At 58.4% G+C, this 26,258-nt stretch carries 24 protein-coding genes and 1 CRISPR repeat array; of the genes, 9 read left to right on the top strand and 15 right to left on the bottom strand.

What is annotated here, in order from left to right:
• Positions 1 to 43: 43 nt before the first annotated feature.
• Positions 44 to 1,226: direct repeats of the CRISPR family, unit length 37 nt; unit sequence GTTTCAATCCACGCCCGGCGAATTGGCCGGGCGATAC.
• 176 nt (positions 1,227 to 1,402) lie between these two features.
• The 10 genes from cas2 to HMCN_RS0110515 all read right to left on the bottom strand — a co-directional run bounded on the left by cas2 (position 1,403) and on the right by HMCN_RS0110515 (position 10,958).
• The gene (cas2, locus tag HMCN_RS0110560) at positions 1,403 to 1,693 is read right to left on the bottom strand and encodes a CRISPR-associated endonuclease Cas2 (protein WP_025917356.1); all 291 of its coding nucleotides are present in this window, start codon (positions 1,691 to 1,693) and stop codon (positions 1,403 to 1,405) included.
• 9 nt (positions 1,694 to 1,702) lie between these two features.
• Positions 1,703 to 2,737, bottom strand: coding sequence for a type I-C CRISPR-associated endonuclease Cas1c (gene cas1c / locus HMCN_RS0110555; RefSeq protein ID WP_025917355.1), 1,035 nt, complete (start codon positions 2,735 to 2,737; stop codon positions 1,703 to 1,705).
• 1 nt (position 2,738) lies between these two features.
• Positions 2,739 to 3,365, bottom strand: a complete 627-nt coding sequence (cas4, locus tag HMCN_RS0110550; protein ID WP_025917354.1) for a CRISPR-associated protein Cas4 — start codon at positions 3,363 to 3,365, stop codon at positions 2,739 to 2,741.
• Positions 3,366 to 3,608 (bottom strand): type II toxin-antitoxin system HicA family toxin, encoded by a 243-nt coding sequence (locus tag HMCN_RS18680; RefSeq protein ID WP_081801476.1) that lies wholly within the window; start codon positions 3,606 to 3,608, stop codon positions 3,366 to 3,368.
• Complete coding sequence (locus tag HMCN_RS0110540) at positions 3,605 to 3,811, bottom strand: 2-oxoisovalerate dehydrogenase (RefSeq protein WP_025917353.1); 207 nt, start codon at positions 3,809 to 3,811, stop codon at positions 3,605 to 3,607. The genes HMCN_RS18680 and HMCN_RS0110540 overlap by 4 nt, the downstream gene beginning before the upstream one ends.
• An 81-nt stretch (positions 3,812 to 3,892) precedes the next feature.
• Complete coding sequence (gene cas7c, locus HMCN_RS0110535) at positions 3,893 to 4,777, bottom strand: type I-C CRISPR-associated protein Cas7/Csd2 (protein ID WP_025917352.1); 885 nt, start codon at positions 4,775 to 4,777, stop codon at positions 3,893 to 3,895.
• Entirely contained in the window at positions 4,774 to 6,522 is a 1,749-nt protein-coding gene (gene cas8c, locus HMCN_RS0110530; RefSeq protein ID WP_025917351.1) for a type I-C CRISPR-associated protein Cas8c/Csd1, read from the bottom strand. The genes cas7c and cas8c overlap by 4 nt, the downstream gene beginning before the upstream one ends.
• Complete coding sequence (gene cas5c / locus HMCN_RS0110525) at positions 6,519 to 7,184, bottom strand: type I-C CRISPR-associated protein Cas5c (RefSeq protein ID WP_025917350.1); 666 nt, start codon at positions 7,182 to 7,184, stop codon at positions 6,519 to 6,521. Before cas5c ends, cas8c begins: the two co-directional genes overlap by 4 nt.
• Before the next feature lie 333 nt (positions 7,185 to 7,517).
• A complete protein-coding gene (cas3, locus tag HMCN_RS0110520; protein WP_238552102.1) occupies positions 7,518 to 9,785 on the bottom strand; it encodes a CRISPR-associated helicase Cas3' in 2,268 nt (755 codons plus the stop codon).
• Positions 9,786 to 9,998: 213 nt separating this feature from the next.
• Positions 9,999 to 10,958 carry a LysR family transcriptional regulator gene (locus HMCN_RS0110515; protein WP_025917348.1) on the bottom strand — a complete coding sequence of 320 codons (960 nt, stop codon included), beginning with the start codon at positions 10,956 to 10,958 and terminating at the stop codon, positions 9,999 to 10,001.
• A gap of 112 nt (positions 10,959 to 11,070) precedes the next feature.
• On the opposite strand from HMCN_RS0110515, the gene HMCN_RS0110510 reads away from it, so the two are divergent.
• Positions 11,071 to 11,673 (top strand): FMN-dependent NADH-azoreductase, encoded by a 603-nt coding sequence (locus tag HMCN_RS0110510; RefSeq protein WP_025917347.1) that lies wholly within the window; start codon positions 11,071 to 11,073, stop codon positions 11,671 to 11,673.
• Positions 11,674 to 11,708: 35 nt separating this feature from the next.
• Positions 11,709 to 12,593, top strand: coding sequence for a pirin family protein (locus HMCN_RS0110505; RefSeq protein WP_025917346.1), 885 nt, complete (start codon positions 11,709 to 11,711; stop codon positions 12,591 to 12,593).
• Positions 12,594 to 12,635: 42 nt separating this feature from the next.
• On the opposite strand, the gene HMCN_RS0110500 is transcribed toward HMCN_RS0110505, so the two are convergent.
• The 3 genes from HMCN_RS0110500 to HMCN_RS0110490 form a co-directional block, all read right to left on the bottom strand.
• Positions 12,636 to 12,959, bottom strand: a complete 324-nt coding sequence (locus HMCN_RS0110500; RefSeq protein ID WP_025917345.1) for a DUF190 domain-containing protein — start codon at positions 12,957 to 12,959, stop codon at positions 12,636 to 12,638.
• 25 nt (positions 12,960 to 12,984) lie between these two features.
• Complete coding sequence (gene crcB / locus HMCN_RS0110495; RefSeq protein ID WP_025917344.1) at positions 12,985 to 13,368, bottom strand: fluoride efflux transporter CrcB; 384 nt, start codon at positions 13,366 to 13,368, stop codon at positions 12,985 to 12,987.
• A gap of 138 nt (positions 13,369 to 13,506) precedes the next feature.
• On the bottom strand, positions 13,507 to 14,814 hold the full coding sequence (locus HMCN_RS0110490) for a voltage-gated chloride channel family protein (protein ID WP_025917343.1): 1,308 nt from the start codon (positions 14,812 to 14,814) through the stop codon (positions 13,507 to 13,509).
• Between the two features lie 233 nt (positions 14,815 to 15,047).
• On the opposite strand from HMCN_RS0110490, the gene HMCN_RS0110485 reads away from it, so the two are divergent.
• The 4 genes from HMCN_RS0110485 (at position 15,048) to HMCN_RS0110470 (ending at position 20,179) form a co-directional block, all read left to right on the top strand.
• The gene (locus HMCN_RS0110485) at positions 15,048 to 16,094 is read left to right on the top strand and encodes a hypothetical protein (protein WP_025917342.1); all 1,047 of its coding nucleotides are present in this window, start codon (positions 15,048 to 15,050) and stop codon (positions 16,092 to 16,094) included.
• Between the two features lie 144 nt (positions 16,095 to 16,238).
• Positions 16,239 to 17,933: a single-stranded-DNA-specific exonuclease RecJ gene (recJ, locus tag HMCN_RS0110480; RefSeq protein WP_025917341.1), complete on the top strand. Its 1,695-nt coding sequence runs from the start codon at positions 16,239 to 16,241 to the stop codon at positions 17,931 to 17,933.
• Between the two features lie 183 nt (positions 17,934 to 18,116).
• Positions 18,117 to 18,590, top strand: a complete 474-nt coding sequence (locus HMCN_RS0110475; RefSeq protein ID WP_025917340.1) for a hypothetical protein — start codon at positions 18,117 to 18,119, stop codon at positions 18,588 to 18,590.
• A gap of 359 nt (positions 18,591 to 18,949) precedes the next feature.
• Entirely contained in the window at positions 18,950 to 20,179 is a 1,230-nt protein-coding gene (locus tag HMCN_RS0110470) for a DUF4010 domain-containing protein (protein ID WP_035626661.1), read from the top strand.
• Here the strand turns inward: HMCN_RS0110470 and ftsH are convergent, their stop codons facing one another.
• Entirely contained in the window at positions 20,180 to 22,021 is a 1,842-nt protein-coding gene (gene ftsH / locus HMCN_RS0110465) for an ATP-dependent zinc metalloprotease FtsH (RefSeq protein WP_193366412.1), read from the bottom strand.
• Positions 22,022 to 22,055: 34 nt separating this feature from the next.
• Positions 22,056 to 23,447 carry an MBL fold metallo-hydrolase RNA specificity domain-containing protein gene (locus tag HMCN_RS0110460; protein ID WP_051566901.1) on the bottom strand — a complete coding sequence of 464 codons (1,392 nt, stop codon included), beginning with the start codon at positions 23,445 to 23,447 and terminating at the stop codon, positions 22,056 to 22,058.
• A gap of 275 nt (positions 23,448 to 23,722) precedes the next feature.
• Here HMCN_RS0110460 and HMCN_RS0110455 point away from each other — a divergent pair, with 275 nt between their 5' ends.
• The 3 genes from HMCN_RS0110455 (at position 23,723) to HMCN_RS0110445 (ending at position 26,080) form a co-directional block, all read left to right on the top strand.
• Complete coding sequence (locus HMCN_RS0110455) at positions 23,723 to 24,196, top strand: universal stress protein (RefSeq protein WP_025917336.1); 474 nt, start codon at positions 23,723 to 23,725, stop codon at positions 24,194 to 24,196.
• Positions 24,197 to 24,278: 82 nt separating this feature from the next.
• Positions 24,279 to 25,430: a sensor histidine kinase gene (locus tag HMCN_RS0110450; protein WP_025917335.1), complete on the top strand. Its 1,152-nt coding sequence runs from the start codon at positions 24,279 to 24,281 to the stop codon at positions 25,428 to 25,430.
• Positions 25,431 to 25,435: 5 nt separating this feature from the next.
• On the top strand, positions 25,436 to 26,080 hold the full coding sequence (locus tag HMCN_RS0110445; RefSeq protein WP_025917334.1) for a response regulator transcription factor: 645 nt from the start codon (positions 25,436 to 25,438) through the stop codon (positions 26,078 to 26,080).
• The last annotated feature ends 178 nt before the right edge of the window (positions 26,081 to 26,258 follow it).

Raw genomic sequence — 26,258 nt, 5'->3', positions numbered from 1 at the left:
GGCGACTACCGAAGGCGAGTGGTGATGGTGCCCAGTGGCAGCAGTTTCAATCCACGCCCGGCGAATTGGCCGGGCGATACCAAGGCCGAGAAATTGATCATCTGGTCACCGCTGGTTTCAATCCACGCCCGGCGAATTGGCCGGGCGATACTGGACGAGCGGCAGGAGGGGCGGGTCAAATCTCTGGTTTCAATCCACGCCCGGCGAATTGGCCGGGCGATACCCACTGCGGTCAACGTGCCGAATGCTGCGCCGGCTGTTTCAATCCACGCCCGGCGAATTGGCCGGGCGATACGTCTATACAGCGATGTCCGAAGATTCCTACGGGCTGTTTCAATCCACGCCCGGCGAATTGGCCGGGCGATACGGACTAGGCGTGGCAGGGACGGGCAGTATCATCCGGTTTCAATCCACGCCCGGCGAATTGGCCGGGCGATACCGTCACGATGGCGTCATGGTCGCCGCCTGCATGGAGTTTCAATCCACGCCCGGCGAATTGGCCGGGCGATACGCCAGTCTATCGAGACGAACCCGCTCGACTTCATGTTTCAATCCACGCCCGGCGAATTGGCCGGGCGATACTTAAAAAATGATGCAGCAATATGATGGCTCCCATGAAGTTTCAATCCACGCCCGGCGAATTGGCCGGGCGATACTCAGGCGCTGCTGCTCGTCGGGGGTCAGGTATCTATGTTTCAATCCACGCCCGGCGAATTGGCCGGGCGATACACCCGCACCAGATGCCATGCCGTTTTGGTCATCCCGTTTCAATCCACGCCCGGCGAATTGGCCGGGCGATACACGATACGCAAAGGAAAATGAAAATGCTGAAATCAGTTTCAATCCACGCCCGGCGAATTGGCCGGGCGATACTTTGCCATTATTTAATGCTCCCAAGATTAACCAGTTTCAATCCACGCCCGGCGAATTGGCCGGGCGATACGATGATTTTCGCCGGCATGGATGACAGCTTCGAGGTTTCAATCCACGCCCGGCGAATTGGCCGGGCGATACCTGTGCGACTCGGATGATCGAGTCATGACGCCTGTTTCAATCCACGCCCGGCGAATTGGCCGGGCGATACCTCATGAATTTGCGCACCTTCGCATGCACTTCCTGTTTCAATCCACGCCCGGCGAATTGGCCGGGCGATACATCATGCAATCGATTACGCCATTGCCGCCAGCAAGTTTCAATCCACGCCCGGCGAATTGGCCGGGCGATACTTCACTCACATAACTCGTTGTTACATAAGAAAATTTCTGCATTTTCCCGCGAACGTCCTCCAGAACACCGTAGATTCCTTCTGAAAAATTTCGTTTCGCGTGAAAATATCATATTTATCATCAGGTTAGCTCCTGCGCGAATGCCTTGCATGTTGGCCGTTGATAGCCGTTCGCGCTCAAGCAATGAGCGGACCCTCAAAGTCTACTGAGCGAAAGCAGCCATGTTGCTTGACCCGCAGGTCCACCGGTTCGGTAATGCGGTAGAAGCGCAAATTATCCACTGTCTCGTCAATTTCGGCGAGCAGTGTGCGCTCCAGTTGTTCGAATTGCATTTCGTTGACGGTGCATTCGAATACGGATTTTTGCACGCGCTGTCCCATGCTTTCGCAGGCTTTGGCAACCCGTCTCAATCGCTTACGGCCGGCGGCAGTTTCAGTGGAGACATCGTAAGTGATGATGATGAGCATGGGGGCTTCCTATTTCGCCAGATAAGGCAGATAACCTTCCATTTCGCCCCGGATGGTACGTGCGATGAAACGCGCCTGAATGAAAGGGAGCAGGCCGATGGGGATTTTGTTTTCGGTCAACGGATGGGTGATTTCTTCCTGTTTGCGTTCCTGCCAAGCGACGACGACGGTGCGGCGGCCTTTGTCGCCCAACATGACTGCGCCGCCTTCTCGTTCGTCAAAATCGGCAGCAGTGATCTGTCCACGGTTTATCAGGGTAAGCGCCAGCCGGTCGCAAATGATCGAACGGAATTCTTCCTGCAAATCCAGTGCAAGTCCGGCGCGCCCGGGGCGCACCGCGTGCAGAAAGCCAAGCTGCGCATCCAGCCCCGCAGCTTCGCAGGCCGAACGGCAATCGTTCATGCTCATGGCATAGAGAAAGGAAATCAGCGCGTTGAATCGATCCAGCGGGGGACGGCGAGTGCGTCCGTTGAGCGCAAACGATGCTCGCGCCTGGGGCTTGACAATCAGATTGAGCGCAGCGAAATAGCCTCGTGCCGCCTCGCCCTCAACCCCGCGCAGTTCGTCCAGCGTGGCAGCGGATACCGCAACCCGCACTGAAGCGGCAAGATTATCGGCAGCGCGAGTGAGTGTTGCTGCTTCGTCTGGATCGGCGGCTTCGCGCGCGCCCCGTTGCAGGTTGGTGCGGCTATTCTTGAGTTTTCCGGCCACCACGGCGCGCGCAAATTCCAGGCTGAAAACCGGTTCCGACGCTACGCGATGATGGGCCTGGCGCAACAGGATATTGCCGGAAACAGGGCCTTCGAGCCGCGCCTTGAAGCGGCCTGAATTATCCAACAGCACCAGCGATTTTCCTTCATCGGCCAGCCGGTGCATCAGCCCGGGCGACACCATGACATTGCCAAAGCAGACCAACCCGCCCAGATGATGTAGCGGCACCTGGAGTTTCTTCTCGCGCTCGACGTCGATGCGCAAGGTGGCGTTCTCCAGATGCGCATAAGCATTGGGCGTCATCACGTAAAGGGTATTCTGGACAGTGTGCACCTTATTCCTCCGGGTTGAACAAGCTGAGTCTTTGCCGATGCTGTCGCGCTCTTTCTGCCAGCGCTTCGGGCTGGCAAATATCTTTCAGCGAGCATTCATTGCAACGGGCATCGTTGACCGGCGGCGGCAGTTTTCCCGAGGACAGCATGGCGCGAATGGCATCGGCGGTCTCGATCACCAGTTGCCTGAGTGCCGGAGTGATCAGCACTTCCCGCCGCCGGTGGCTGCTGGCGTGAAAAATAGCGCCTGTTGGCACCGGACGTCCCAGCATTTCCTCCAGGCACATCGCTTGCGCGGCGAGCTGGATATCGTCGTGCAATTTCTGCCGCTTGGCGCCGTGCTTGAACTCAACCGGATAGACCATCCCATCCGGATGAAATTCAACCAGATCGGCCTTGCCAATCAGGTTGTAGCGATCACTCCACACTGGCAACGCGCGCTCGACCCGCACGCCCGACTTGATCTCGTATCCCGGCGTATCGACCAGGTGATGCACGGCCTGCCCGCGCGCGGTATGGATATTCTCCGCGAACGCCTGCTCTAGATGAATCAGCCCGCACTGGCGCGGACAATAGATCCAGTGTTGCAGGGCCGAGAGTGCGACGACTTCGCCTATTGGATTTGTCATTTAATCAAACAGCTGTTGCAGCAGCGCATCACGCGTGATGCCGTGATGCGCTGCCACCATCGTCAAAATAGCGGCAAGCGTACCCACCCTGAGCGGGTCGTGATTTGGAATGGTGACATGATGCTCACCATGAAGGTTGCTGCTTAGCCGCAAATGACTACCAGTTTGACGTGTAACCCTGTACCCGAGCCGCTCAAGCCGCTTGATCAGATCCGCACCGGATAAATCACGCGGAATCCTCATGCTGTCAGCACTTCTTCACGCGTGATGTGCAGCCGGATCAGTGCCGGTATTTGCTCTTGATCGAAGTGACAATGCACTGCGTCCCTGACCTGCGCATGGAGGTCGGACAGATCGTCGGCCTCGGTCACAATATCGACGCCGACGGCCCGAGCAAGATAGCCTCCTTCGGGTGCTTCTTCAACGATGAAATGGATTTCATTCATGAGTGCTGTCCTCCAATAGACATGAATATTTCAGAAAATCGGCAGCCCTGCAGGTAAGAAAATCTGTGTCAGCTTCGATTTTTAACATGCCTTGTTCAGCAGAGTCACGCCAACCGGAAGGCCCGCTTCTTGTAACATTACCTCATAGTCGTCAAAGCTGCGCGGCACATCAATGCCTTCCTTGCGAGTTACCCGTATGCACTCGAACAGACTGTGCGCCGGCGCATTGCCGAGTTCCGAATCGTGCTTGAACACATACAGTCCGCGCGTGCTCATCTCGCCGCGCGCGGCAGAGCGGTCGTGTTCGAACATCTGGATCAGTGCTTGCCAGAACAATTCCAGGTCGTCGTCGGAAAAACCGGTTTGCTTGGCGAGGAAGCTGGACACGAAGCCATGCGCCATATAAAGGCCATAGGGAACCGTGTGCTTGCGTCCCATGGTGCGATTATCGCCGCCCTGCTTTTCGGCTTCCGCCTCGGTGGCAACTGCCATGCGGGTGATTGAGTGTTCCTGGGCGATGATCGGATCGACCGAGCGGGCAAAAGTAAGCTGCACCGGGCCGCGTACCTGACCACAATTGATGCCGGTCGACATGACGGCGCCAAAAGTACGCACGTCAAAAAAATTGCGGCACATCCACTTGCGCGCATCATCTACGGCATCGCCGCCCTTGCGTTTTTTATCGTCACCCGTGAGCAGGTCTTCACGGTCGATGCCGACATAAGCCCGCTTGTGCTGGTTGTTGAGGATGGCCTTTTCTTTTACATAAATCTCGTACGGCGGCTGCTCACCCTTTGCCATCCCGACAAAATTGCGCACCTTACGCTTCAGACAGACATCTGTCACCAACCCGTGACCGGTCTCGGCATCCAGCCGCGGTAAATTGCCGGCATCCGGATCGCCGTTAGGATTGCCATCCTTTACGTCAAACAGCAGAACAAAGTCGTAGCGATTGGTCAGGCTCATTGCGATTCCTCTTGGTTGTTGACGGATTCTGTTTTGGTGAAGAAAGCTTGTCGTTGATGGTAGTAACCCAAGGCAAATCGGCCTTGTTCGGGTAAGGCAAGAATTCGGGGAAAATCATCCAGTCCACTCATGATCTCGCCGATCAGTCTTTCCATCTGCACCGCGCGGCCCTTAGGCAGTTTTCCCAGATGATGATTCTTCAATCGCAGCAGTGTTGTGAATACCACAACCGGTGTGCTGGAGGCGGCACTGTAATAGCGATCACGAATGGTTGCGTTAAGACCGGGGCTGGCCTCTTCCTGAATCTTTTCCAGGGTAGCAAATAAGCGCCCCAAAAGATAAGCCGGATTGGCATTGGTCTGGTCGAGCATAGTCTGAAACTCCTTCTCGGGGCGGGATGCAGTAAGGTTGGCACGACGAATTGTTCGATTCAATGAGGCTTTAATGGCGGCAGCGCGAGCATACGTAGGTTTCTGTTCAGCCCGGCTGCGTTGCACTGCAAGATTCAATAATGGTGCGGGATAGGGCAATTCTTCCAGAATGGCACGCATAACCTCGCCGCCCAAGTTGGGCGGGATGTTATCGGCTTTGCCTTGCACCGCGAGTGAAGTAAGCAGTCGGAACAGGGACAGATGTTCCGGGTCGTGTGGCGCCCGCGCTATCTTGATATCGTCGAAATGACGGGCAATGCGTTGCGCCAGTTCATGCGCCGGCGCTGTTTCCCAGAACCGAATGGCAATACGGGCGGCGTTAGGCGCCAGCCCCAGAACATGGAAACGGGTATCTGCTGCACCTTGAGAAAATTTACCGGACTGGACTGCCTGATACAGCATCTTCAAAGCATCCGTGCCCCGGTCAGGTTCGTCTTTAGGAGGCTCTCCGAACAGATCAGGCAGCGCGGTTTCCAGGTCGTGTGCTTCTTCGGCCCAGAAGACGGTGGAGGCATCGCCAACTTGCATGCGTTGGCGGGAATCGCGTGCCAGCAGAGAGTTGAGTGCGGTAGTGTAGGCGAAGACAGCGGATTTGCCGAGCGGGGCATTCGCGCCTTGCGCCTTGCCGTAAGAGTTGAACGCATCCAGATTGAAAGAAACGATGTTGGCCCCTGAAGTTTGCGCACCCCATACACCTTTGATGGCTGGATGCAGGCGTTCAATCGCGGCGTCGTTACCGCTGACGAGGCAGATGCCGTCAGCCGTCGCGTCATCCGTGGTCAGGGTTGTTGCTGCAATAATGGCGGGGCGCTGACAGACCAGTTCAACATCGCCGTGCAGACGAAATGTCATGACTGGATTGGCGAGTAGAATCTCTGGCCATACAGCCAAGGATTGAAATTGTGTGAGGTCGATGTTGTTGAAAAAAGCGAATATAGCCTGAATAGCAGCATCTTTAAGCGCATCCGGTGGCAACGTTTCAAGCCGCGCGCGAAATGCCGCATGCTGTTCGGCAACACGCTCCGGCTTGCCTTTGGTATCCACCCCGAGTACATATTCAGTCGTGTCCCAAAGCAGGTTGGCGACGACCCCTGAAGTTTTCTTCACCCCCTGCGGCACCAGAAACCGCTGGCCAATTTTTTTCTTGCCGTCTATCGTGCGGGTATCGGCCAGATTGACCAGTCGCCCCACACTATCAATCTCAATGACAAACGGAATTTCCTTTTCTTCCAGGCCAAAAGCGGGTAACCGATCTTGCGGATTGGGCGAGCGCTGACGGCGCTGGTAATAGTCGTTAAGTGCTTGCAGAATCATCCCCGCACCTCGTCACTGTTCCACGCTGGCACGCTAACCACACCATTTTCCAGCCGGGCACGGAAAAAGCGCGGCGTGGGTTCGCTTGGTTTGCTGAAATCCAGGTCATGCAGCATGAACCCAAGTTCGCGCGTTTCGGCTATAGGCATGGGTTCTGCTGAAATGTCCGGCACCAGCCTGAAAGATGCGGCAAACTCGCGGCAGCCCAGATAGGGCTGATTGACGCATTGCCCACGACTGGCGCGTCGCTCGAACATCTCGTAATACTTGTTGGCGTTCGCGCCCGCATCACGCTCGGATAAGAATTCCATATCCGCATGGACCCGATAAGCGACGTCGCGCAGAAACAGCCCGGCGCGCTGCTGGCGCTCGTCCTCGATGTCGAGACCAAGAATGGCTGCACCACCCTTCATAGCAGCTTCAACATTACGAGTGGAAACCACGCTGGCAACTTCATTGCGGCGCAGGTTGATCCAGCGAATGGGCTTCAACACTTCGATCTTGTGGATATGCCAGCGAATCGCGGGCTTCCACAGGATGGCCTCGAAGCAGGCACGGGCAGCGGAAGGGGTCATCACGTCGTAGCTGACGCGCTCGACTTTCATCTCGGGTCGCGTGAAACAGGCGAAGTCGCCGGTGAGTTCAAGGCAGTAGCGTTTCACAAAATCTCCTTATAACGTGCTGTCAGCATTTTCGAATCAGGTACATAACGACAAACACGGCTAACAGTAGATAAAAAGCGTAGAAACGATCTGTTTGCAGTTGTGTCGCCAATATTCTTAATTCGCGAAGTATTCCAACCCAGTCCATATCGTCCCCCAATGATTTGTTGCCAATTTCAGGGACTTTATCATGAGACTTCCAAGAACGGGTAGATGATAAGTAAAAACGAATAGTATGTGAGATAATTTTCCTGTCCAAATCACCGGACGTGGATTGAAACCAAGATCGGGTCGGATTAGTAACAGCGGGGGGCTTGCTCCCCGCACCCTTTTTCACACAACACACACGTAAGAACTCCTTGGGAGTCCATCTAGCGAAATTCCGAGCTTTTCGTCATAGAGCCAATCGCTGACTTGCACGAACAGACCTGGAATGGCTTCTTCCACATCACCTTGTGCGAGCAGCCTCATGACTTCCCGGCAATGAATAGTAACGATGTAGCGCTGGAGTTTGCGCATCAACCAGCGTTCCGGACCATCCTTTTTCAGTGTATTCAGCAGTTTTTCTACTGTTTCGTCGCTGCCATCCAGGCCGCGATAACGCACGATAACGGGTGCGCTGTCTTCGTCCTGAATCAGTTTGAATTTTTCAGCCGCACTACGGAAATTGACCGCAAACGTTTTCCCATCGACCTCAAGCAACTTACTTATTCCCTGTGCATCCAGATTGCAGGCGTGATAGAGCTTTTCAAAATACCCGGCGAACAGGGCGCGTTCCAGCGGTTTGCCGGTATGGTCATACAGCACACTACGGCAGGCATCTTCAGCCTTGCGCAACTGTCCGGGCGGCGCGGGTTGGGGCGGAATGAACACCACGACCTCGCCCTGCAACAGCCTGCCCTCCCGGTTGCAGCGACCGGCGGCCTGGGCGATAGAATCCAGTCCGGCAAGTGCCCGATAAACCACGGGAAAATCCACATCGACGCCAGCTTCGACCAATTGTGTGCTGATCACACGAGTAAGAATGCCGTCCTGGAGTCTCGCTTTGATTTGTCGAATAATTTGTGAGCGATGCTCGCCGCACATCAGCGCTGAGAGGTGCAAGGTGCCCTCTGGCATGCGTTGCCAAAGTTCGCGTGCATCTTTGCGGCGATTGACAATGGCGAGCACGGAGTCACGTTCGCTGATTTCTTTAGCCAGCGCATCCCAACCCAAAGAAATGCTCCAGTCGTCAGGCAGGCGCACCTTGACCCGCTCCAGCGCAAGACAAAGCGCGTCCGGGTTGTGCATGATTTCGCGCACATTGTCGAGGCCGCGCATGTTGTTCTTGGCATCGAAGTATTCGCGCGTGCATAGCGCGGGTTGGGTAGCCGTGGACAGCACAACGGTGACGCCATAATGCCTGGTCAGGAGATTCAGCACATCGAGAATCGGCTGCAGAAATTCTGGCGGCAACAGTTGCGCCTCGTCCAGCACGACAACAGAATCGACGATATTGTGCAGCTTGCGGCAGCGCGACGTTTTGGCGGCAAACAGCGATTCGAAAAATTGTACGTTAGTGGTGACGACAACCGGAGCATCCCAGTTTTCACAGGCCAGGCGGCTCTTGTGATTTTCCTTGTCCGGGTCTGCTTCGGCGTTGCTGTGATGTTCGACAACTGCATCACCGAAAATGCTACGGAAAATGTCAGCGGTTTGCTCAATGATGCTGGTATACGGGATGACGTAGATGATCCGTCGCTTGTTGTAGCGCTTGGCATGTTCCAGCGCGAAGGCCATGCTGGAAAGCGTTTTACCGCCGCCGGTAGGTACGGTTAGCGAGAACAAACCAGGAGCATCCTGGGCTTTCTCGCGACACTGTTGCAGGATGTCGGCGCGTAGTAAGTTAACCGGCGTGGGATCTGCTGCGCTTGTTTTTCTGGTCATGAACTGATCAAATTGTTCAAGCAGGTTTTGCACATTCGCCCAATCGCCGCGCTGCATTGACTTGTCGAAGTCCATGTAGGACTCAGTATCAAGGAAGTCGGCATCCACCAGACAAGAAAACAGCATCCGCACCCACAAGGCGAAACCATCCTTGCCGCCAGGCATAGCGCGCAAATCCGGCACGAACGCACCATGACCGAGAATATCGGCGGGCGGCTGCTGCGTCAGTGCCTCGTCGAATTCGTCGCGACTGTCCTTGCTATCAAGGCGCACATCCAGTCCACCGAACCAGTCATACAATCCAGCATGATGCCCGGCGATGAGATAGGCAAACACCCGTCCCGCCATACCAAACCGATCGCAAGCCAACAACGCGCCCGCAGTAGAGTGCGGCGCCTTGCCGGCCTCGCCCTTTATATGCGCATCCGCCTCGAAGCCGCTGGCCTGGCGGATGTAATGCTGGAAACGTGGCCGGTATTTGCCCAGGTCATGCCACAGGCCCGCGAGATGCGCCCAGTCCGCGCCGTTGAATCGACTGGCGTGCTGCGATGCCAAACCCGCCACAGCCCGCAGATGATCGGCCAGGTCGTGCGGATCGCGCCAAACGCCATCCTTATCCTTTGCAGCGTGGGTAATCGGTTGGCAGTCACTCATAAGTAAATTTTTGGCGTGCATCTTGTGATTTTCAAAAATCCAAACTCAGGACGAGGGGCTTGTGTCTTGGCTCGCAAAAACATTTCTTTTTGTTTATTTTTTTACAGCATACGGACGAACTAGCCCTTTGTCCAATCTACGCAAACTCATGAATCCATTGAGACGCACTCTTTGGCTGGCGGCTGACGCCGGATTGCGTCGCTCATGCGTGCCATCGGTTTTCCAGAACGCGGCTCATTGCGCCGTTTTTCCCATGGCGCGTTTGCCCCGATCAAGCCGGGCCTCATTTTGCTGGCAGCGCGGCCCGGAGAATTCAGCCTGCATGGCGTCCAGGAATACCCGGGTCCGTGTTGGCATCAAACGGCGCCCGGGAAACACCGCCCAGGCAGAAACTGCAGGCAAACTCCAGTCCGCCAGCAACTGCGCCAATTCGCCGCGACGCACATACGACTCGGCGAAGTGGTCGGCCAGCATGGTGATGCCGGCGCCTGCGCGGGCCAAGCGGATCAGCAGCTCGGGCGAATTTGCGCTGGCCCGTGCCGGCGGCGCGCCCTCCCAGCGCATGTCGGCGCGGCTGAGCAGCCAGGGCGCCGGTTCGCCATTGCGCGCCAGCAGACGCAACACATCATGCTCCATCAGCGCCTCAGGCTCGGAAGGGACGCCGCGCCGCGCCAGGTAGCCGGGTGACGCATACAATCCGGCCGAAAACACCGCCAGGCGCCGCGCCGCCAGCGCGGCGTCGTCGGGCAGGTCGCCCATGCGAACCGCCACGTCGAAATTTTCGCCAATCAGGTCGACGCGCCGCGGCGACAGATCCAGTTCCAGCACTATGGCCGGGTATTTGGCAACAAACTCGGCCAGCATCGTCCCCAGCACTTCATTGGCAAAATCGCTTGGCATCGATACCCGCAAGCGGCCGCTCGGTTCGATTTGACGGTGCTGGACCAGCGCCAGCGTGGCTTCGACCTCGGACGTCACCTGCTGGGCGTGCAACAGCACACTATGGCCAAAGTCGGTCACGGTGAGCTTGCGTGTGGTGCGCAATAACAAGCGCTCGCCCAATTGCGACTCCAGCGCTGCCAAGCGGCGCGACAAGGTCGATTTCGGCATTCCGAGCCGCTCTGCTGCGCGACTGAAACTGCCCACCTCCACCACGCGGGCAAACAGCAAAAGATCATTCGGTTCCAGCTGCATTTTCGCTCCTCCGTTCCATTAATGGAACAATGATATCCATTTTATTGACTTCCGCATTGATTTCGGAATGGTTAAAGTACCTTATCGCAATCAACACACAAAGGATGCCGCCATGAAGATTCTGCAAATCAACTCCAGCGCCCGCGCTGAAAACTCCCATTCCACTCGCCTGGCAAATACGCTGGTAGAACGCCTGCGCGCAGGCCAGCCGCAAGCCACGCTCGCGGTGCGCGACCTAGGCCGCACACCGCACCCGATGCTCGATGAAACCGCGCTGCAGGCATTGTTCACCGCCGCAGGTGAGCGCAGCGCCGAGCAAGCCGCGCGCGTTGCGCTGGACGATGCGCTGATCGCCGAAATCCAGGCCGCTGACGTAGTCGTGCTCGGCGTGCCGATGTACAACTTCGGCGTGCCGGCGCAACTGAAAAACTGGATCGATGCCATCTCGCGCGCCCAGGTCACTTTTCGCTACACTGCAAACGGGCCCGAAGGCCTGCTGACCGGCAAGAAGGTGTATGTTGCGCTGACCCGCGGCGGCCTGTACCGGAATACGCCGAACGACACCCAAACGCCGTATCTGAAAACTTTTTTCGGATTCCTGGGCATGACCGATGTCCAGTTCGTATTCGCTGAAGGCTTGGCAATGGGGCCGGAAGCCGAACAGAATGCGCTGGCCTCGGCCCTGGCCCAGATCGAGCAGGCAGTCCCGGCCTGACACAGCCGAACGCTGAAAACCACAAGGAGTTCATCATGACACGCACCATAACGCCCCCGGCCTGCCAGCCCGAAGTTGTCTCGCGCTCGCGTAGCGTTGAGCAACTGGTGGCCGGCAAAGCCACTTCCGACGGCGCCGGGGTCAAACTGACGCGGGTTCTGACGCAGCCGCTGCAGCACCGGCTCGATCCCTTCCTGATGCTGGACGCCTTCGGCTCCGACGAGGCGAAAGACTATATCGGCGGCTTTCCCGATCACCCGCACCGCGGCTTCGAAACCGTGACCTACATGCTGGCCGGCCGCATGCGCCACCGCGACAGCGCCGGCCACGAAGGCTTACTGCAAAACGGCGGGGTGCAATGGATGACGGCCGGGCGCGGCGTAATCCATTCCGAACTGCCGGAGCAGGAAGAGGGGCGCATGGAAGGCTTTCAGCTATGGCTGAACCTGAGCGCGAAGGACAAAATGCAGGCGCCGTGGTACCGCGACATCCAGAGCGCGGATATTCCGGAGTGCACGACAGCCGAAGGCGTGACGCTGCGCGTGATCGCCGGCGCCAGCCATGGCATCGCCGGTGCCATCCAGCGCGAGATTACCCAGCCGCTGTATCTCGATCTGCACCTGCCGGCCGGCGCCAGTTTCGCGCAAACCCTGCCGCCAGAATGCAATGCCTTCGTCTACGTGTATCGCGGCGAACTGCAGATCGCTGACAGCCTGGTGCCGCAACAGCGCATGGCGATCCTGAAAAACGACGCCGGCAGCGACGGCGTAGTGCTGCACGCCGCAGCGCCGGCGCATGCCTTGCTGATCGCCGGCCAGCCGCTGCATGAGCCGATCGCGCAATACGGCCCCTTCGTGATGAATACCCAGGCCGAGATTTTCCAGGCCATCAACGACTTTAACGAAGGACGGCTGGCATAAGCTTGACTGCCGCATTCGGCACGATCCAGGAGGAATTCGGTGCTACGGAGCCTCTCCGATAGTGCCGAATTCCACCGCGCTCTTGGCGTAAAAAAGATGCAGGCCGGGCTCCGCATGCAAACGCGCGAACAGTTTTGCCGATTCTTCTTCGGAAACCACCATGGTGACTTCAAGCGGCTGGTCGGCCAGTTCGAAAAAATGGGCCGAATGCAGCCGGTGATGCCGGCCGATGCCTTGCTGCGCGGTGCTCAGGGTTGCTCCGCGAATTTGCATCGATTGCGCCAGCGCCATCAGCCATTCAGCCAGAGGTTGGTTGCCATGGCGTCGATCTTGCTGGGTAAAAAATGTCAGTTGATAGCCGTTCATCACATCCTCCTTAAACCGGGCCAAATCAGGTACGCAACACTTGTTGCGCAATGACGATGCCGGCAATGGTCAACAGCACCGAACCCATCACATGGACGACGATTTCGATCGCAGCGCTGGCAATTCTGCCCTGCTGCAGCTGGGTACTGACTTCCAGCGAAAAGGTCGAAAATGTGGTCAGTCCACCGAGAAAACCGGTGATGATGGCGAGGCGCCACTCGGGCGGAATGGCCGCGCGACTGGCCAGAACTTCGCTGGCAATCCCGATCAGCAAGCCGCCAACCAGGTTCGCCGCCAGTGTGCCCAGCGGCAGGGCCGGCCAGATCGCATTCCATGCCAGCCCCAGCCACCAGCGCAGCAAGGCGCCAAGCGATGCGCCCAGAGCGATGATCACGACAGAAGCAATCATAACGTTTCATCCGCTTTCCAAATGGTGCGCGCACATTTTGCCGGCATGGTCGGCAGCCTCCCGGACCGTCGGCCAAAAAATTCGGGAAACCCGAACTTCCCGGAAGTCAACGCCCCAAAGCCCGACACATTTCCCGATTCACTCCGAAGCCGCGTCATCATCTTGCCGCCGTGCCTTGCGAAGCTCCGTAACCTCCGGCAGCCTTCTATTTTCAGGCAGCAATGCGTGTTTTGCATGCTCCACCCGCTGCGCCCGGTAAATGCCGGCATGGCCCGAGAACAGATAACTCAGCACGCAGGCGATGCCGGCGTAGATGCCGATCTGCGGGCCAAACAGCTCGATGGCCATGATGGTCGAGGCAATCGGCGTATTGGCGGCACCGGCAAACACCGCGACGAAACCCAGGGCGGCCAGTACCGGAAACGGCAACGGCAATACATAACCGAGTGCATTGCCGAGCGTCGCGCCGATATAAAACAAGGGCGTGACTTCGCCACCCTTGAAGCCGGACCCCAGCGTGAGCACCGTAAAACCCAGCTTGCCTAGAAAATCGTAAAACGGCAGCGGCTGCGCAAAGGATTGCACTATCGTTGGAATCCCGAGCCCCAGGTATTTGTCACCCCCGACCAGCACGGCCGCAGTCGCCACCAGCACGCCGCCGATCATCGGGCGCAGCGGCGCATGCCTGACATGGCGCTTGAACCAGTGCCCCAGGCCGTGGGTCAGGTTGGCAAACAGCATGCCGACGATGCCGAATGCAATCCCGGCCAGCACTGCGGCACCGAGCGTGAGCAGGCTGGCGTGCGGCACCAGCGGCACGCTATAACGTTCGTGAACGATACCGAACATGGCAGGTATTTGTTCGCTGACGATGGCCGCCACAAAGCAGGGAAATATCGCGTCATAGCGCATGCGTCCGATCGCCAGCACTTCCAGTCCGAACACCGCACCGGCCAGCGGGGTACCGAATATCGAGGCAAAGCCCGCGCTAATGCCCGCCATCAGCAAGATGCGCCGGTCTTCCGTGCGCAATCGGCGCCACTGGGCGACATGATCCGCCAGCGCGCCGCTCATTTGCACCGCAGTGCCCTCGCGTCCGGCCGAGCCGCCGAACAGGTGGGTGACTACCGTACTCAGCAGGATCATCGGTCCCATGCGCTTGGGAATAATGCGCTTGGCGTCGTGAATTTCATCGATCAGCAGATTATTGCCGGCCTCCACCGATTGCCCATGGCGGTAATAAATCCAGCCCATCCCCAGGCCAGCAACAGGCAGCAGATACAGCAGCCACGGATGCCGCAGTCGCGTCGCCGTGGCCCAATCCAGCGAAACAAACAGCAGCGTCGACGCCAGGCCGGATAGAACGCCTACCAGTATCGCCAGCAAAAACCAGCGGCCGATCACGGGTAGTAGCGCGACTTGTTCGGGGAAAAAATATTTTTTCATGAAAATCAGAAGTGTGGAAATCACAATCGCACGCGTCATCCGCATTTGTCGTCAACAAGCAGCGGCGATCGACCAGGCCATCTGCAGAGCGCGTAGATTACTGCGACTCTCCGCGAGCGACAAGAAAGATCGACATCGGGCAGGCAAATGACGCTTGCCGCATGCCGCAGAACCCGTGCGGCACCAAGGGCATCGCGCAATCGCGCACTCTTTTTGCCCTACAATCGCGGCCTATGAGCCATCTCGACATCCTTCTGCCCTTCGGCCTGCCGCAGCCCGAACTGGCGCCTGACCTGATCAGGCAACTGAAAACCCCGGCGCTGTCCGCCCTGCTCGGACGCGCCAAAAAAGAGCCGCAGGCGCCCTCATGGCACAGCTTCGACGGCTTTGCCAGCGCCTTGCCGCACGAAGCCTGGCTGGCGCAGCAATTCGGGCTGGCTGATCGTTTGGCGCAGGGCGGCAGCCCGCCGGTGGCGCTGGCGGCGATGGAAATGTTCGACCTGAAGCCGGATGCCGGCGTCTGGTTCCTGTTGCAGCCGATCCATATCCATGTCGCGCGCGATCATTTGGTGCTGATGGATCAGCGGCAGTTGCCGATTTCGGAGCAAGAATCACGCACCCTGTTCGCGCTGGCCGAACCGCTGTGCGCGGAGGCCGGCATGGCGTTGCGCTATGGCGATGCGCATACCTGGTTCTTGCGCACCGATGCCTGGGCCGATTTGCGCAGCTCGACGCCGGACGCGGCCTGCGGCCATAACATCGATATCTGGATGCCCAAGGGCCCCTTCGAGCGCGACTGGCGCAAGCTGCAAAACGAAGTCCAGATGCACTGGCACGATCATGCTATCAATCAGGAGCGTGAAATGCACGGCCAGAAACCGGTCAATTCGCTCTGGCTGTGGGGCGGCACGCCAACCACAATGCCGGCGGCGCAAACCCGCTATACAACGGCGTTCAACCTGCCGCGCTGGATGGGCGCGCTCGGCCAGAGCCGCGGCCTGACTGCGGCACAGCTGATTGCAGCGGCGCCGGAACAGGGTTTGCTGGTGCTCGACGCGCTGCTGGAAGCGGCGCTGGCCGGTGATTGGGGGCGCTGGCTGGAGCAAATGCAGGAACTGGAATCGAACTGGTTCGCGCCGCTGCTGGCCGCCTTGAAGGCAGGAGAAATCGGCAGCATTGCGTTGATCCTGAGCCACAACAAGGAATTGCGCAGTTGCCGCACCAGCCGGATGGCGCTGCGTCAATTCTGGCGGCAGCCGTCGCTGAACAGGCTTCTGTAGGTCGGGTTAGCGGCTTCACCGCGTAACCCGACGTTTGCGGCTCGGAATGTCGGGTTACGCTATCGCTAACCCGACCTACTTATTCCGACTCGTCTAGCTTGGGAAGCGCATATCTATCTAACATCAGTTAAAAAAGACCACACCATGACCCGAATCACCACCCGCCCCTATTCGTTCCGCGCCGCCGAGATGCTGCGCCAGAGCGGCGTCCATCCGGTGCTGGCACGCGTGTATGCGGCGCGCGGCCTGACCGAGATGGCTGAATTGTCCAGCGAGCTGAAGGCTTTGATTGCGCCCGGCGGCTTGCTGCACATAGATGCAGCGGCGACATTTCTGGCCGATGCGATCGCCGCCGGCAACAAAATGGTGATCGTCGCCGATTACGACTGCGACGGAGCCACCGCCTGCGCGGTCGGCTTGCGCGGCTTGCGTGCGCTGGGCGCGCAGGTCGATTTCATCGTGCCGAACCGCTTCGAATACGGCTACGGGCTGACGCCCGAGATCGTCGATTTGACCATTCGCGAAAAAGCGCCCGACATCATCGTCACCGTCGACAACGGCATCGCCAGCATCGAAGGCGTGGCCGAGGCCAACCGGCGCGACGTCGAGGTGGTGGTCACCGACCACCACTTGCCGGGCGACGCGCTGCCGGATGCGCGCGTGATCGTCAACCCGAACCAGCCGGAATGCGGCTTCCCGAGCAAGAACCTGGCCGGCGTGGGCGTGATGTTTTACGTGCTGCTGGCGCTGCGCGCCGAACTGCGCCGACGCGGCGTGTTCGATGCCCAGAGCCAGCCCAAGCTGGACCCGCTGCTGGATCTGGTGGCGCTCGGCACCGTGGCCGACGTGGTCAAGCTGGACGCCAACAACCGGATTTTGGTGGCGCAGGGTCTCAAGCGGATGCGCGCCGGCCGCATGCACGCCGGCGTGGCGGCGCTGTTTCGCGCGGCCGGGCGCGAAGCCCGGCGCGCCACCCCGTTCGACCTCGGTTTTGCGCTCGGGCCGCGGCTGAACGCAGCCGGCCGGCTGGCCGACATGGCGCTCGGGATCGAATGCCTGACCACCGACGACGAAGGCCGGGCCTGGGCGATTGCGCAACAGCTCAATGAAATCAACATCGAACGGCGCGCGATTGAAGCGGACATGCAGGACGCCGCGCTGCTGCATCTGGACGACTTCGCGCCGCAGGACAGCACCACCATCACCGTCTTCGACCCGGAATGGCACCAGGGCGTGATCGGCATCGTCGCCTCGCGCCTGAAGGACAAATTCTACCGCCCGACCATCACCTTCGCTCCCGGCGGCGCGGGCTTGATCAAGGGTTCGGGGCGCTCGATCCCGGGCTTTCATTTGCGCGATGCACTCGATCTGGTGTCCAAGCAGGCCCCGGCCCTGATCGAAAAATTCGGCGGCCACGCGATGGCGGCCGGCCTGACGATCCGCGCCGATGCGTTGCCGGGATTTGCGAAGGCGTTCGAGGCTGTCGGCCAATCCTGGCTCGGCGCGCATCAACTGGAACGCGTGATCGAAACCGACGGCCCACTGGAAGACGCGTATTTCACCACCCAGTTCATCAAAATCATGGACAGCCAGGTATGGGGCCAGGGGTTCGCGCCGCCGCTGTTCTGCGACGAATTCCGCCTGGTCAGCCAGCGCGTGCTGAAGGAGCGTCACCTGAAGCTGCAGCTGGAGAAAAACGGCCAGCGCTACGACGCGATCTGGTTCGGCCACGCCGACGCGCTGCCGGAACGGATTCGCGTCGCTTTCCGGCTCGACGCCAATGAATACAACGGCGTAACAAGGGTACAACTGATGGTCGAGCATGCGGAAGCAGGCTAAAGCCTGAAATATGCAAACACATCTTTATCGCGCCGATTTGATTTTTCTCAGACGGCCTGCCCGCTGTTGCATTACTCTGAAAATAGAGTGGCTTGGACCGGGTGCAAGTATTGCGCCTGCGGTGTACCTCGTCCTTGCTGCACGGCATCCCAGGATTTTCTCTCTTTCTCCACGAGGCCCACGATGAAACGAAGCAAAGTATCTGCAATTGCACTCGCATTGACGGCCGGCCTGAGCTTGCTGGCGGGGTGCGACAAGGCTGAGGCGCCCATGCCGAAGCTGGATACCGTCAAGCCATCGACACCGGAAGCGCAGCAGGATGCCGCTAGCGGTGCAGCAACGACCAGCCAGAGCGACGAGCGCGAATCGACGCTGCAAATGGCGCGCCAGGAAATCGACCAGATCAAAGTCAAAGTCGATGGCCTGCGCGCCAAGGCGAAAGATGCCAGCGCAGCCATGAAAGAAAAGCTGACAAGCGAGATTCAGAGCTTCGACCAGGACATAAAAAATCTGGAAACCAAATTCAGCGCGCTCAAGAACGCCAGCGCGACCGCCTGGCAAGACATGAAAGCATCCTTCACCGCATCAATCGACAAACTCAAGAGTGCGGTCGAAAAATCCGGCCAGCAAGCGAGCCCGACCGGCAGCTCCTATTGAGCAAAAAGCATACTGGAAGTTGTATTTTTTATGCTGTAGTGATTTAATGCAAAAACCACGTGCAAAGAACATATACCCCCACATTCTGAATTTTTATTGTGATTATTGAGGCTGTTATGGGGAGTCTCTCAAAATTCAAATTCCGTCATTCCCGCGAGAGCGGGAATCTGGCACTGCACGCACAAGCCTCTGGATCCCGCCGTCGCGGGGACAATGGCTTTTCGGGTATTCTTCTCGCAGGTTAAACAGTTACTTTCCATCCTTGTCCGTAAACCATTGAAACTACGCAACCCATCCCGCAACCGACAGTTGAAATCCGGGCCAAGTACCGGGTTCGATTGCCGCCAATCTTTGCCAGCATGAATGAAACGGTAGTAATCGGCCTGTCGGTTGCGCTGGGTTGCGGCTTATTGATCGGCATCGATCGCGAGCGCAGGAAAGGCAGTGGGCCGCACCGCGCCTACGCCGGCGTGCGCAGCTTTACGCTGGCCTCCTTCGCCGGCGCACTGGCGCACATGCTGCATCCGGCGTTGGTCGCCGCCGGCGCATTACTGGTTCTGACACTCAGCGTCCTTCACTACTGGCGCGACCGCTCGGACGACCCCGGCATCACTACCGAACTGGCTTTGTTCGCGACCTATCTGCTGGGCGTCAATGCGATGGAAAATCCCGCGGTATCGGCTGCCGCGTCGGTGATCGTGGCCGGTTTGCTGGCATTTCGCAGCCCGCTGCATCATTTTTCCCGGGTATCGCTGACCGAATCGGAATTGCGCGACGGCTTGCTGCTGGCCGGCGCCGCGCTGGTGGTGCTACCGCTGATGCCGAATCTGCCGACGCCGTGGCTGGCAGGCGCAAACCCGCGCCGCCTGTGGAGTCTGGTGATTCTGATCATGACGCTGCAGGCGGGCGGTTATGTCGCTTTACGTGTCGGCGGCGCCCGGCTGGGCTTGGCACTGTCCGGGCTGGCCTCGGGCTTCGTCTCCAGCATCGCGACCATTGCCAGCATGGGAACCCGCTGCCGACAACAGAGCGAACTTCTCAATGCCTGTGTAACGGGCGCGCTGCTGTCGAATGTCGCCACCTTCCTGCTGCTGCTGATGGTCAGCGCAACACTCTATCCCGCAGCGCTGACAGCGCTGGGGCCGAGCCTGCTGTCGGGCCTGGTGGCGGCGCTCGCGGTATCGGCAATCAGCCTGTTTGGGCATCATCCCAGTGCCGATTTTGCCAAACCCAAAGGCCGCGCGTTCAGCCTGACACAAGCCTTGCTGTTTGCGCTGATCCTGACCGGCGTGACCGCAGCAGTTGCATTCGCCCACACCCATCTGGGACAAGCTGCAGTTACGGTCGGCGCCGCAGCGGCGGGCTTTGTCGATGTCCATGCCGCCGCCGGCTCCGTACTGTCACTGGGCGCCAGCAAGCTGCTCGCAATGCCGGAAATTCTGCTGGCGATCCTGATCGCCTTTTCCACCAATGCCTGCAGCAAGATGGCGGCAGCCTATCTGGCCGGCGGCACGCGGTTCGCCGCGCGCACCGGAGTGGGCCTGGTCGTGATCGTGCTGGCTACCTGGCTGCCGTATTTTTTAATATAGCTAGGGCGCAGCGGGCAATGCCGGATGCGGTGCAAAAGCCTTGACCTCATCCTCGTTCAGGGTTTCCTTGTCCAGCAGCTTCTTGGCGCCGGCTTCCAGTCCGGTACGGTTCTCCCGCAGGATTGCGCTGGCCCGCAGGAAAGCGGCATCGACAATTTCACGCACCGCGCAATCGATCTCGCGCGCGGTGGTTTCCGAGTAGTTCCTGATTTCGGACTGGTACTCGGCCGCCGGAGCCGGCAGGAACACATTCCGGTTGCCTTCATAAGACAACTGGCCCAGCGCCCGGCTCATGCCGTAGCGCGTGACCATGCTGCGGGCGATTTCGGTCACCTTCACCAGATCGTCGGCAGCACCGGTGGTGGCGCGCTCGAAAATCAGCTGCTCGGCGGCGCGCCCGCCCAACAATACCGCCATCTTGTTCTCCAGTTCCTGCTGCGTCATCAGGAAACGGTCTTCGATCGGGCGTTGTATCGTATACCCCAGTGATCCGATGCCGCGCGGGATGATCGACACCTTGTGCACCGAATCGCTGCCGGGCAGCGCCAGCGCCACCAGCGCATGACCCATTTCGTGATAGGCGACCACTTCGCGCTCGAGCGGGTTGATCAGGCGATTCTTCTTTTCCAGCCCGGCCACGATGCGTTCGATCGCCGCCGTAAAATCCTCCAGCGCGACCGCCGCGCGCGCGTGGCGGGTGGCCAGCAGTGCCGCTTCATTGACCAGGTTGGCCAGGTCGGCGCCGGAAAAGCCGGGCGTCAGCGCGGCGATCTGTTCGCGATCGACGCCGCCGGCCAGCTTGACCTTGCGCAAATGCACGTCGAGGATTTGGATCCGCCCCTTCTTGTCGGGCCGATCGACCAGGATCTGGCGATCGAAGCGCCCGGCCCGCAACAGGGCCGGATCGAGGATTTCCGGCCGATTGGTGGCCGCCAGCAGCACCAGCCCCGATGCGGTGTCGAAGCCGTCCAGTTCGGCCAGCAACTGGTTCAGCGTCTGCTCCTTTTCATCGTGCCCGCCCAGTCCGTAGGCGCCGCGCGCACGGCCCAGTGCATCGATCTCGTCGATGAAGATGATGGCGGGCGACTTCTGGCGGGCCTGCTCGAACATGTCGCGCACCCGCGCTGCGCCGACGCCGACGAACATTTCAACGAATTCGGAGCCGTTGATCGAAAAAAACGGCACGCTGGCCTCGCCGGCCACCGCCCGCGCCAGCAGAGTCTTGCCGGTACCGGGCGGGCCGACCAGCAGGATGCCGCGCGGCACCCGCGCCCCGAGGCGGCCGTAGGAAGCCGGGTCGCGCAGGAAGCCGATGACTTCCTGCAACTCTTCCTTGGCTTCATCGACCCCCGCCACATCGTCGAAGGTGACCCGGGTGTTCTGCTCGACATAGACTTTCGCGTGGCTTTTGCCAATCGACATGAAGCCGCTGCCCAAACCGCCCTTTTCCATCATGCGCCGGATGACGAACATCCATATCCCGAAAAACAGCACGGCCGGAATAATCCAGCCCAGGATGTCGCGGAGCAAGGTGCTGCGGATGACGCCGGAAAATTTGACGTTGTGCAGCGCCAACTCCTCGGCCAGTTGCTTGTCCACCCGGGTAGTGACGAACGCAGTGCGGCCGTTGGTGCGCGGATGGCTCAGTACGCCCTGAATCTCGTTATCGAAGATTGCCACTTCCTTCACATTATCCGACTTCAATTCCTGCAAAAATTCGCTGTATGGCAAGGGTTCGCCCAACTGCCACTGCATGAAAACAAGGCGCAAAAAAAGCACGCCCAGAACCGCAGAGAGCAGGTACCACAGATTCCATTGGCGATCACGGCCGGTCTTATCCAATTTCGGCTTCTCCTGCAGTCATGGATGCGTCCACTCAGTCCGGCAGGCGTTTCGGCAGCAACTGAACGTGGTTTTTTGCGATCTGGTAGCAATCGAACTGTTCCGGCACCGCGCACGGCCAACTCAGTTCGCGCTCAATCCTGATGCGCATGGCATCGGCTGCCGCCGGCTCGCCGTGAGTCACGAAAGTCATCACTGGCGGCTGTCGCATGTGCTGCAGCCAAGCGATGATTTCAGTGCAATCGGCATGCGCCGACAGCGTATCCATCTGGATTACCCGGGCGCGAATCGGCACATCCTGGGCATGGATGCGCACCGTCTGCGCCCCACTGGCGATTTTCTCGCCGCGCGTGCCACCGGCCTGGAAGCCGCAAAATACTATCGTATTGCGCTCGTCGGGCAACATGTTCTTGAGATGATGCACCACCCGCCCACCGGTTGCCATGCCGCTGGCGGAAATCACGATCTTGGGCCACTTGTCGGAATTGATACGCTGCGAATCCTCGGCGGTGCGGGCGTAACGCGTCATCGCTATCATGTCTTCGCAGTCCAGCGCACTGAGGTGCAGCGCCTCGAAAAACCGGTGATAAATTCCGGTCACGTTTTCCGACATCGGGCTATCGAGATAAATCGGCAGATTCGGTATCCGGTTATTCCGGCGCAGGCGCAACAGAAGATACAGCAGCGTCTGTGAGCGGCCGACCGCAAACGCCGGTATCAATATCGACCCGCCGCGATGCACGGTGGACAGGATAATCTCCATCAGCTGCTTCTCGGCGTCGACGTTATCGTGGATACGATTGCCGTAAGTCGATTCGACCACCAGATAATCGGTCCGCGCCGGCATTTCGGGCGGCTTCATCAGCACGTCATGCGGCCGGCCGAGATCACCCGAAAACAGGATATCGACCCCATCGACCGTACAGGCGATGCACATCGAGCCGAGGATATGGCCGTTCGGAATCCACTTCGCCGAGAAAGCAGGTGCAATCTGGAATGTCTGATGTTCGCGCACGACATGGAACCGTTTTAACACTGCATCGACTTCACGGATGCCATACAAGGGCAGCGCCGGCTTATGCTTTGATATCTGATGCCGGTTGGCATAGGCGGCCTCTTCCTCGAACAGATGGGCTGCATCCCTGAGCAATACCGCGCACAGGGCTTGCGTGGCTTCGGTGCAGAAGATTTTCCCTTTGAAACCATGCTGCATCAACACCGGCAAATATCCTGAATGATCAATGTGTGCATGCGTGAGCAGAACCGCCTCCAGCGTGGAAGGATCGAAGGGCGGCGGCTGCCAGTTGTGCAGACGCAGATTCTTGTATCCCTGGAATAGGCCGCAATCGACCAGCACGCGCAGCTTGGCCGACTCCAGCAGATAACGCGACCCGGTCACCGTGCCTGCCGCGCCCAAGAAATGCATTCTGACCACAATCGTTCTCCCGACGGATGCGCAAAAACATACCGCACACTATTCGAATGTAAATTGACCACGCGATAAACGCTTGATTTGACGCAATAAGCGGCACTCCCTGTTTCCGAACACTCCGGTAAATCTAGCCGACTTTGCCACAGTCACCTATACTGACATTGTCAGTTTACAATTGCCTATGATGACAATTTGACCATTCGCAAAGCATGATCACAATCAGTCTGGCAATTTCAACGCTTCAGAGTAGACTTTTCAAGGGAGGCCATATGTATCAAAAGATCCTGATTCCAACCGACGGTTCCGAATTCTCCAACATTGCAGCACAGGCAGGCGTTGAATTTGCCCGGCAACTAAATGCTGAGGTATTCGGCATTTACGTCGCCCCCGAATATCAGTATCCGATCTATGTGGAAATCATCCCCCCCAGCTATCCTTCTGAAGAAGACTATAAGGAGTCGATGCGCAAGGCCGGGGAAATGTACTTGCAGACGATACAGAAAGCGGCAGAGGCCGCCGGCCTGAAGTTCACCGGCATCATCGAGTTTGCGGATACCCCCGCGAAAAATATCGCCCATGCGGCCAAGGCAAATCACTGCGATCTGATTTTCATGGGCTCGCACGGGCGCGGCGGCTGGGGCCAGTTGATCTTGGGCAGCGTCACCTCGAAAGTGCTGTCCCTGTGCAAGATCCCGGTACTGGTATACCGAGTCGAAAAGGCCAGCGCCAGCCAGCCCGCTTGATAATCAGGCAATCTGATCAAGTCCGCTGTTTGGAGTTGCTGTTTTATAAAAATAACCGTACACACCATGATAGCGAGGAGTGATGATCCTGCACCCCGAGTCCAAGCCGCTCTGCCTGGCCGCTGTGTTGGCTGCCATTCGGCAGCGCCAGTCCGGTAGCGTGGAACCTGGCCTGGTCAGCATAATCCAGTCTGAAACGGATGCGGTGGTGATCCTGGACGAAGCCCACCGGATCGCGATCCTGAATCAGCCTGCCGAGCGCATCTTCGGCTACAAGCAGGAGCAGTTGCTGGGCCAGCCTTGGCATGTGGTGTTTCCCGAGTATCTGGAGACGGCGACCGATACCTGCTTCGAAGATGCCGGGAGCGGGCATGCGGCCGTACACCCGGTTGCGCCGGAACCGGACGCCGCAATCGGCAACCAGGCCGGTGCTCCGCTGCAGGCATCGGTTTCCTGCTACAAGGCGCTGGGAACACGCTTCATGGTTCTAACCCTGCAAGAATCGGGAAAAGAATCGGGAAAACAACAAAAATCCGGCAACCATGACCGGCACAATACGATTGATCGCAGCAAGCTGGCAATGTCCTACCAACTGGCGCACGAAGATGAAAAAAAACACCTGTTCGCGAAACTCCACGACGACCTCGCGCAACGCCTGAGCGTACTCAAGCTCGATTTGGACTGGCTGGAACGCAACTCCGATGCAAGCCCGGAGCGCATACCGCAACGATTGCAGCGCATGCAATCGCTGCTCGACGACAGCATCGCCACCACCAAGCACATCGCCTCGGATTTGCACCCGCCGCTGCTGGACGATTTCGGCCTGAAGCCGGCCATCGAATGGGCCGCCGGCGCATTCCAGAAAAGAACCGCAATTCCATGCCAGTTCGACTGCTGCGACTTGCATTCCGACCTTCAAAAACACATCGCTTTCAGTATCTTCCGGGTGATTCAGGAATCCTTGCGCAATATCGAAAAACACGCGCAGGCGACCGAAGTCAGCATCACCTTGCGCTGCATCGCCCCCGACCTCACGCTTTCGATCCGTGACAATGGCATCGGCATCCCGGCCTGGCCGCATGAACGTCACGGCTCCAACGGTCTGAATGCAATGCAGGAACGCATTTACATGCTGGGCGGCGCCATCCGCATTCACAACATCACCCCGCACGGACTGGCGATCGACATCTCTGTTCCACTCAGGAATTCCCCTCTACCTTTCATGAACGGTTAAACAGAATGATACGTTTAGTCATTGCCGACGACCACACCATCATGCGCGAAGGACTCAAGCGCATCCTGAGCAGCGCAGAAAACATCGAAGTCGTCGGCGAAGCCCTCAATGGCTTTGAAGTGCTGGCAAAAGTCAGGGAAGGCGGTTTTGACCTACTGCTGCTGGACTTGTCGATGCCGGGGCGCAGCGGCGTCGAGCTGATCCGGCAAATCAAGAGCGAAGCGCCGAAGCTGCCAATCCTGGTGCTCACCATGCATGAAGAAGAGCAATACGCAGTACGCACGATACGGGCCGGTGCGCGCGGCTACCTGACCAAGGAAAGCGCCGGCACCCAACTGCTCAGCGCGATTGAAAAAGTGGCGTCCGGACGCCCCTACATCAGCGCCGAAGTCGCCGAACAACTGGCAATGGAAATCATGGAACCGCACGACATCCTGCCGCACGACCGGCTATCGAACCGTGAATTTGAGGTTTTCAACCTGCTGGTGCATGGCAAATCACTGACTGAAATTGCCGACTTCCTGCATTTGAGCGTGAAAACCATCAGCACCCACAAAACCCGCATGCTGCAGAAAATGAACATGCACTCGCTGGCGGAACTGGTGCAATATGCAGTCGGGAAAAACATGATCAACACCCCGCAACACTGACACCGGCCTCGCCAATAAAGATATACCTATTACTGTATTTTAAATATCACAGTAAATACATGTGGAAAAACAGATTATTTATATATACCCCATAAATAATGGCTATGTCGTAGTTGCCTGTTGAAAGTGTCTTTCTTTCCCCAGAGCAGCACGCAGACACATGCCGGGAAGAATGTTT

Origin of the sequence: Herminiimonas sp. CN (assembly GCF_000622895.1) — a bacterium.
Lineage (GTDB): Bacteria > Pseudomonadota > Gammaproteobacteria > Burkholderiales > Burkholderiaceae_D > AVCC01.
Note: the sequence above shows the minus strand (reverse complement) of the source record. Positions and strands in the feature narration are given on the sequence as shown.

What these genes read in the sequence shown, in the direction of transcription:
- cas2 (WP_025917356.1), bottom strand. Translation starts at nt 1,693, where the DNA reads ATGCTCATCATCATCACTTACGATGTCTCCACTGAAACTGCCGCCGGC.
- cas4 (WP_025917354.1), bottom strand. Translation starts at nt 3,365, where the DNA reads ATGACAAATCCAATAGGCGAAGTCGTCGCACTCTCGGCCCTGCAACAC.
- HMCN_RS18680 (WP_081801476.1), bottom strand. Translation starts at nt 3,608, where the DNA reads ATGAGGATTCCGCGTGATTTATCCGGTGCGGATCTGATCAAGCGGCTT.
- HMCN_RS0110540 (WP_025917353.1), bottom strand. Translation starts at nt 3,811, where the DNA reads ATGAATGAAATCCATTTCATCGTTGAAGAAGCACCCGAAGGAGGCTAT.
- cas7c (WP_025917352.1), bottom strand. Translation starts at nt 4,777, where the DNA reads ATGAGCCTGACCAATCGCTACGACTTTGTTCTGCTGTTTGACGTAAAG.
- cas8c (WP_025917351.1), bottom strand. Translation starts at nt 6,522, where the DNA reads ATGATTCTGCAAGCACTTAACGACTATTACCAGCGCCGTCAGCGCTCG.
- cas3 (WP_238552102.1), bottom strand. Translation starts at nt 9,785, where the DNA reads ATGCACGCCAAAAATTTACTTATGAGTGACTGCCAACCGATTACCCAC.
- HMCN_RS0110515 (WP_025917348.1), bottom strand. Translation starts at nt 10,958, where the DNA reads ATGCAGCTGGAACCGAATGATCTTTTGCTGTTTGCCCGCGTGGTGGAG.
- HMCN_RS0110510 (WP_025917347.1), top strand. Translation starts at nt 11,071, where the DNA reads ATGAAGATTCTGCAAATCAACTCCAGCGCCCGCGCTGAAAACTCCCAT.
- HMCN_RS0110505 (WP_025917346.1), top strand. Translation starts at nt 11,709, where the DNA reads ATGACACGCACCATAACGCCCCCGGCCTGCCAGCCCGAAGTTGTCTCG.
- HMCN_RS0110500 (WP_025917345.1), bottom strand. Translation starts at nt 12,959, where the DNA reads ATGAACGGCTATCAACTGACATTTTTTACCCAGCAAGATCGACGCCAT.
- crcB (WP_025917344.1), bottom strand. Translation starts at nt 13,368, where the DNA reads ATGATTGCTTCTGTCGTGATCATCGCTCTGGGCGCATCGCTTGGCGCC.
- HMCN_RS0110490 (WP_025917343.1), bottom strand. Translation starts at nt 14,814, where the DNA reads ATGAAAAAATATTTTTTCCCCGAACAAGTCGCGCTACTACCCGTGATC.
- HMCN_RS0110485 (WP_025917342.1), top strand. Translation starts at nt 15,048, where the DNA reads ATGAGCCATCTCGACATCCTTCTGCCCTTCGGCCTGCCGCAGCCCGAA.
- recJ (WP_025917341.1), top strand. Translation starts at nt 16,239, where the DNA reads ATGACCCGAATCACCACCCGCCCCTATTCGTTCCGCGCCGCCGAGATG.
- HMCN_RS0110475 (WP_025917340.1), top strand. Translation starts at nt 18,117, where the DNA reads ATGAAACGAAGCAAAGTATCTGCAATTGCACTCGCATTGACGGCCGGC.
- HMCN_RS0110470 (WP_035626661.1), top strand. Translation starts at nt 18,950, where the DNA reads ATGAATGAAACGGTAGTAATCGGCCTGTCGGTTGCGCTGGGTTGCGGC.
- HMCN_RS0110460 (WP_051566901.1), bottom strand. Translation starts at nt 23,447, where the DNA reads ATGCATTTCTTGGGCGCGGCAGGCACGGTGACCGGGTCGCGTTATCTG.
- HMCN_RS0110455 (WP_025917336.1), top strand. Translation starts at nt 23,723, where the DNA reads ATGTATCAAAAGATCCTGATTCCAACCGACGGTTCCGAATTCTCCAAC.
- HMCN_RS0110450 (WP_025917335.1), top strand. Translation starts at nt 24,279, where the DNA reads ATGATCCTGCACCCCGAGTCCAAGCCGCTCTGCCTGGCCGCTGTGTTG.
- HMCN_RS0110445 (WP_025917334.1), top strand. Translation starts at nt 25,436, where the DNA reads ATGATACGTTTAGTCATTGCCGACGACCACACCATCATGCGCGAAGGA.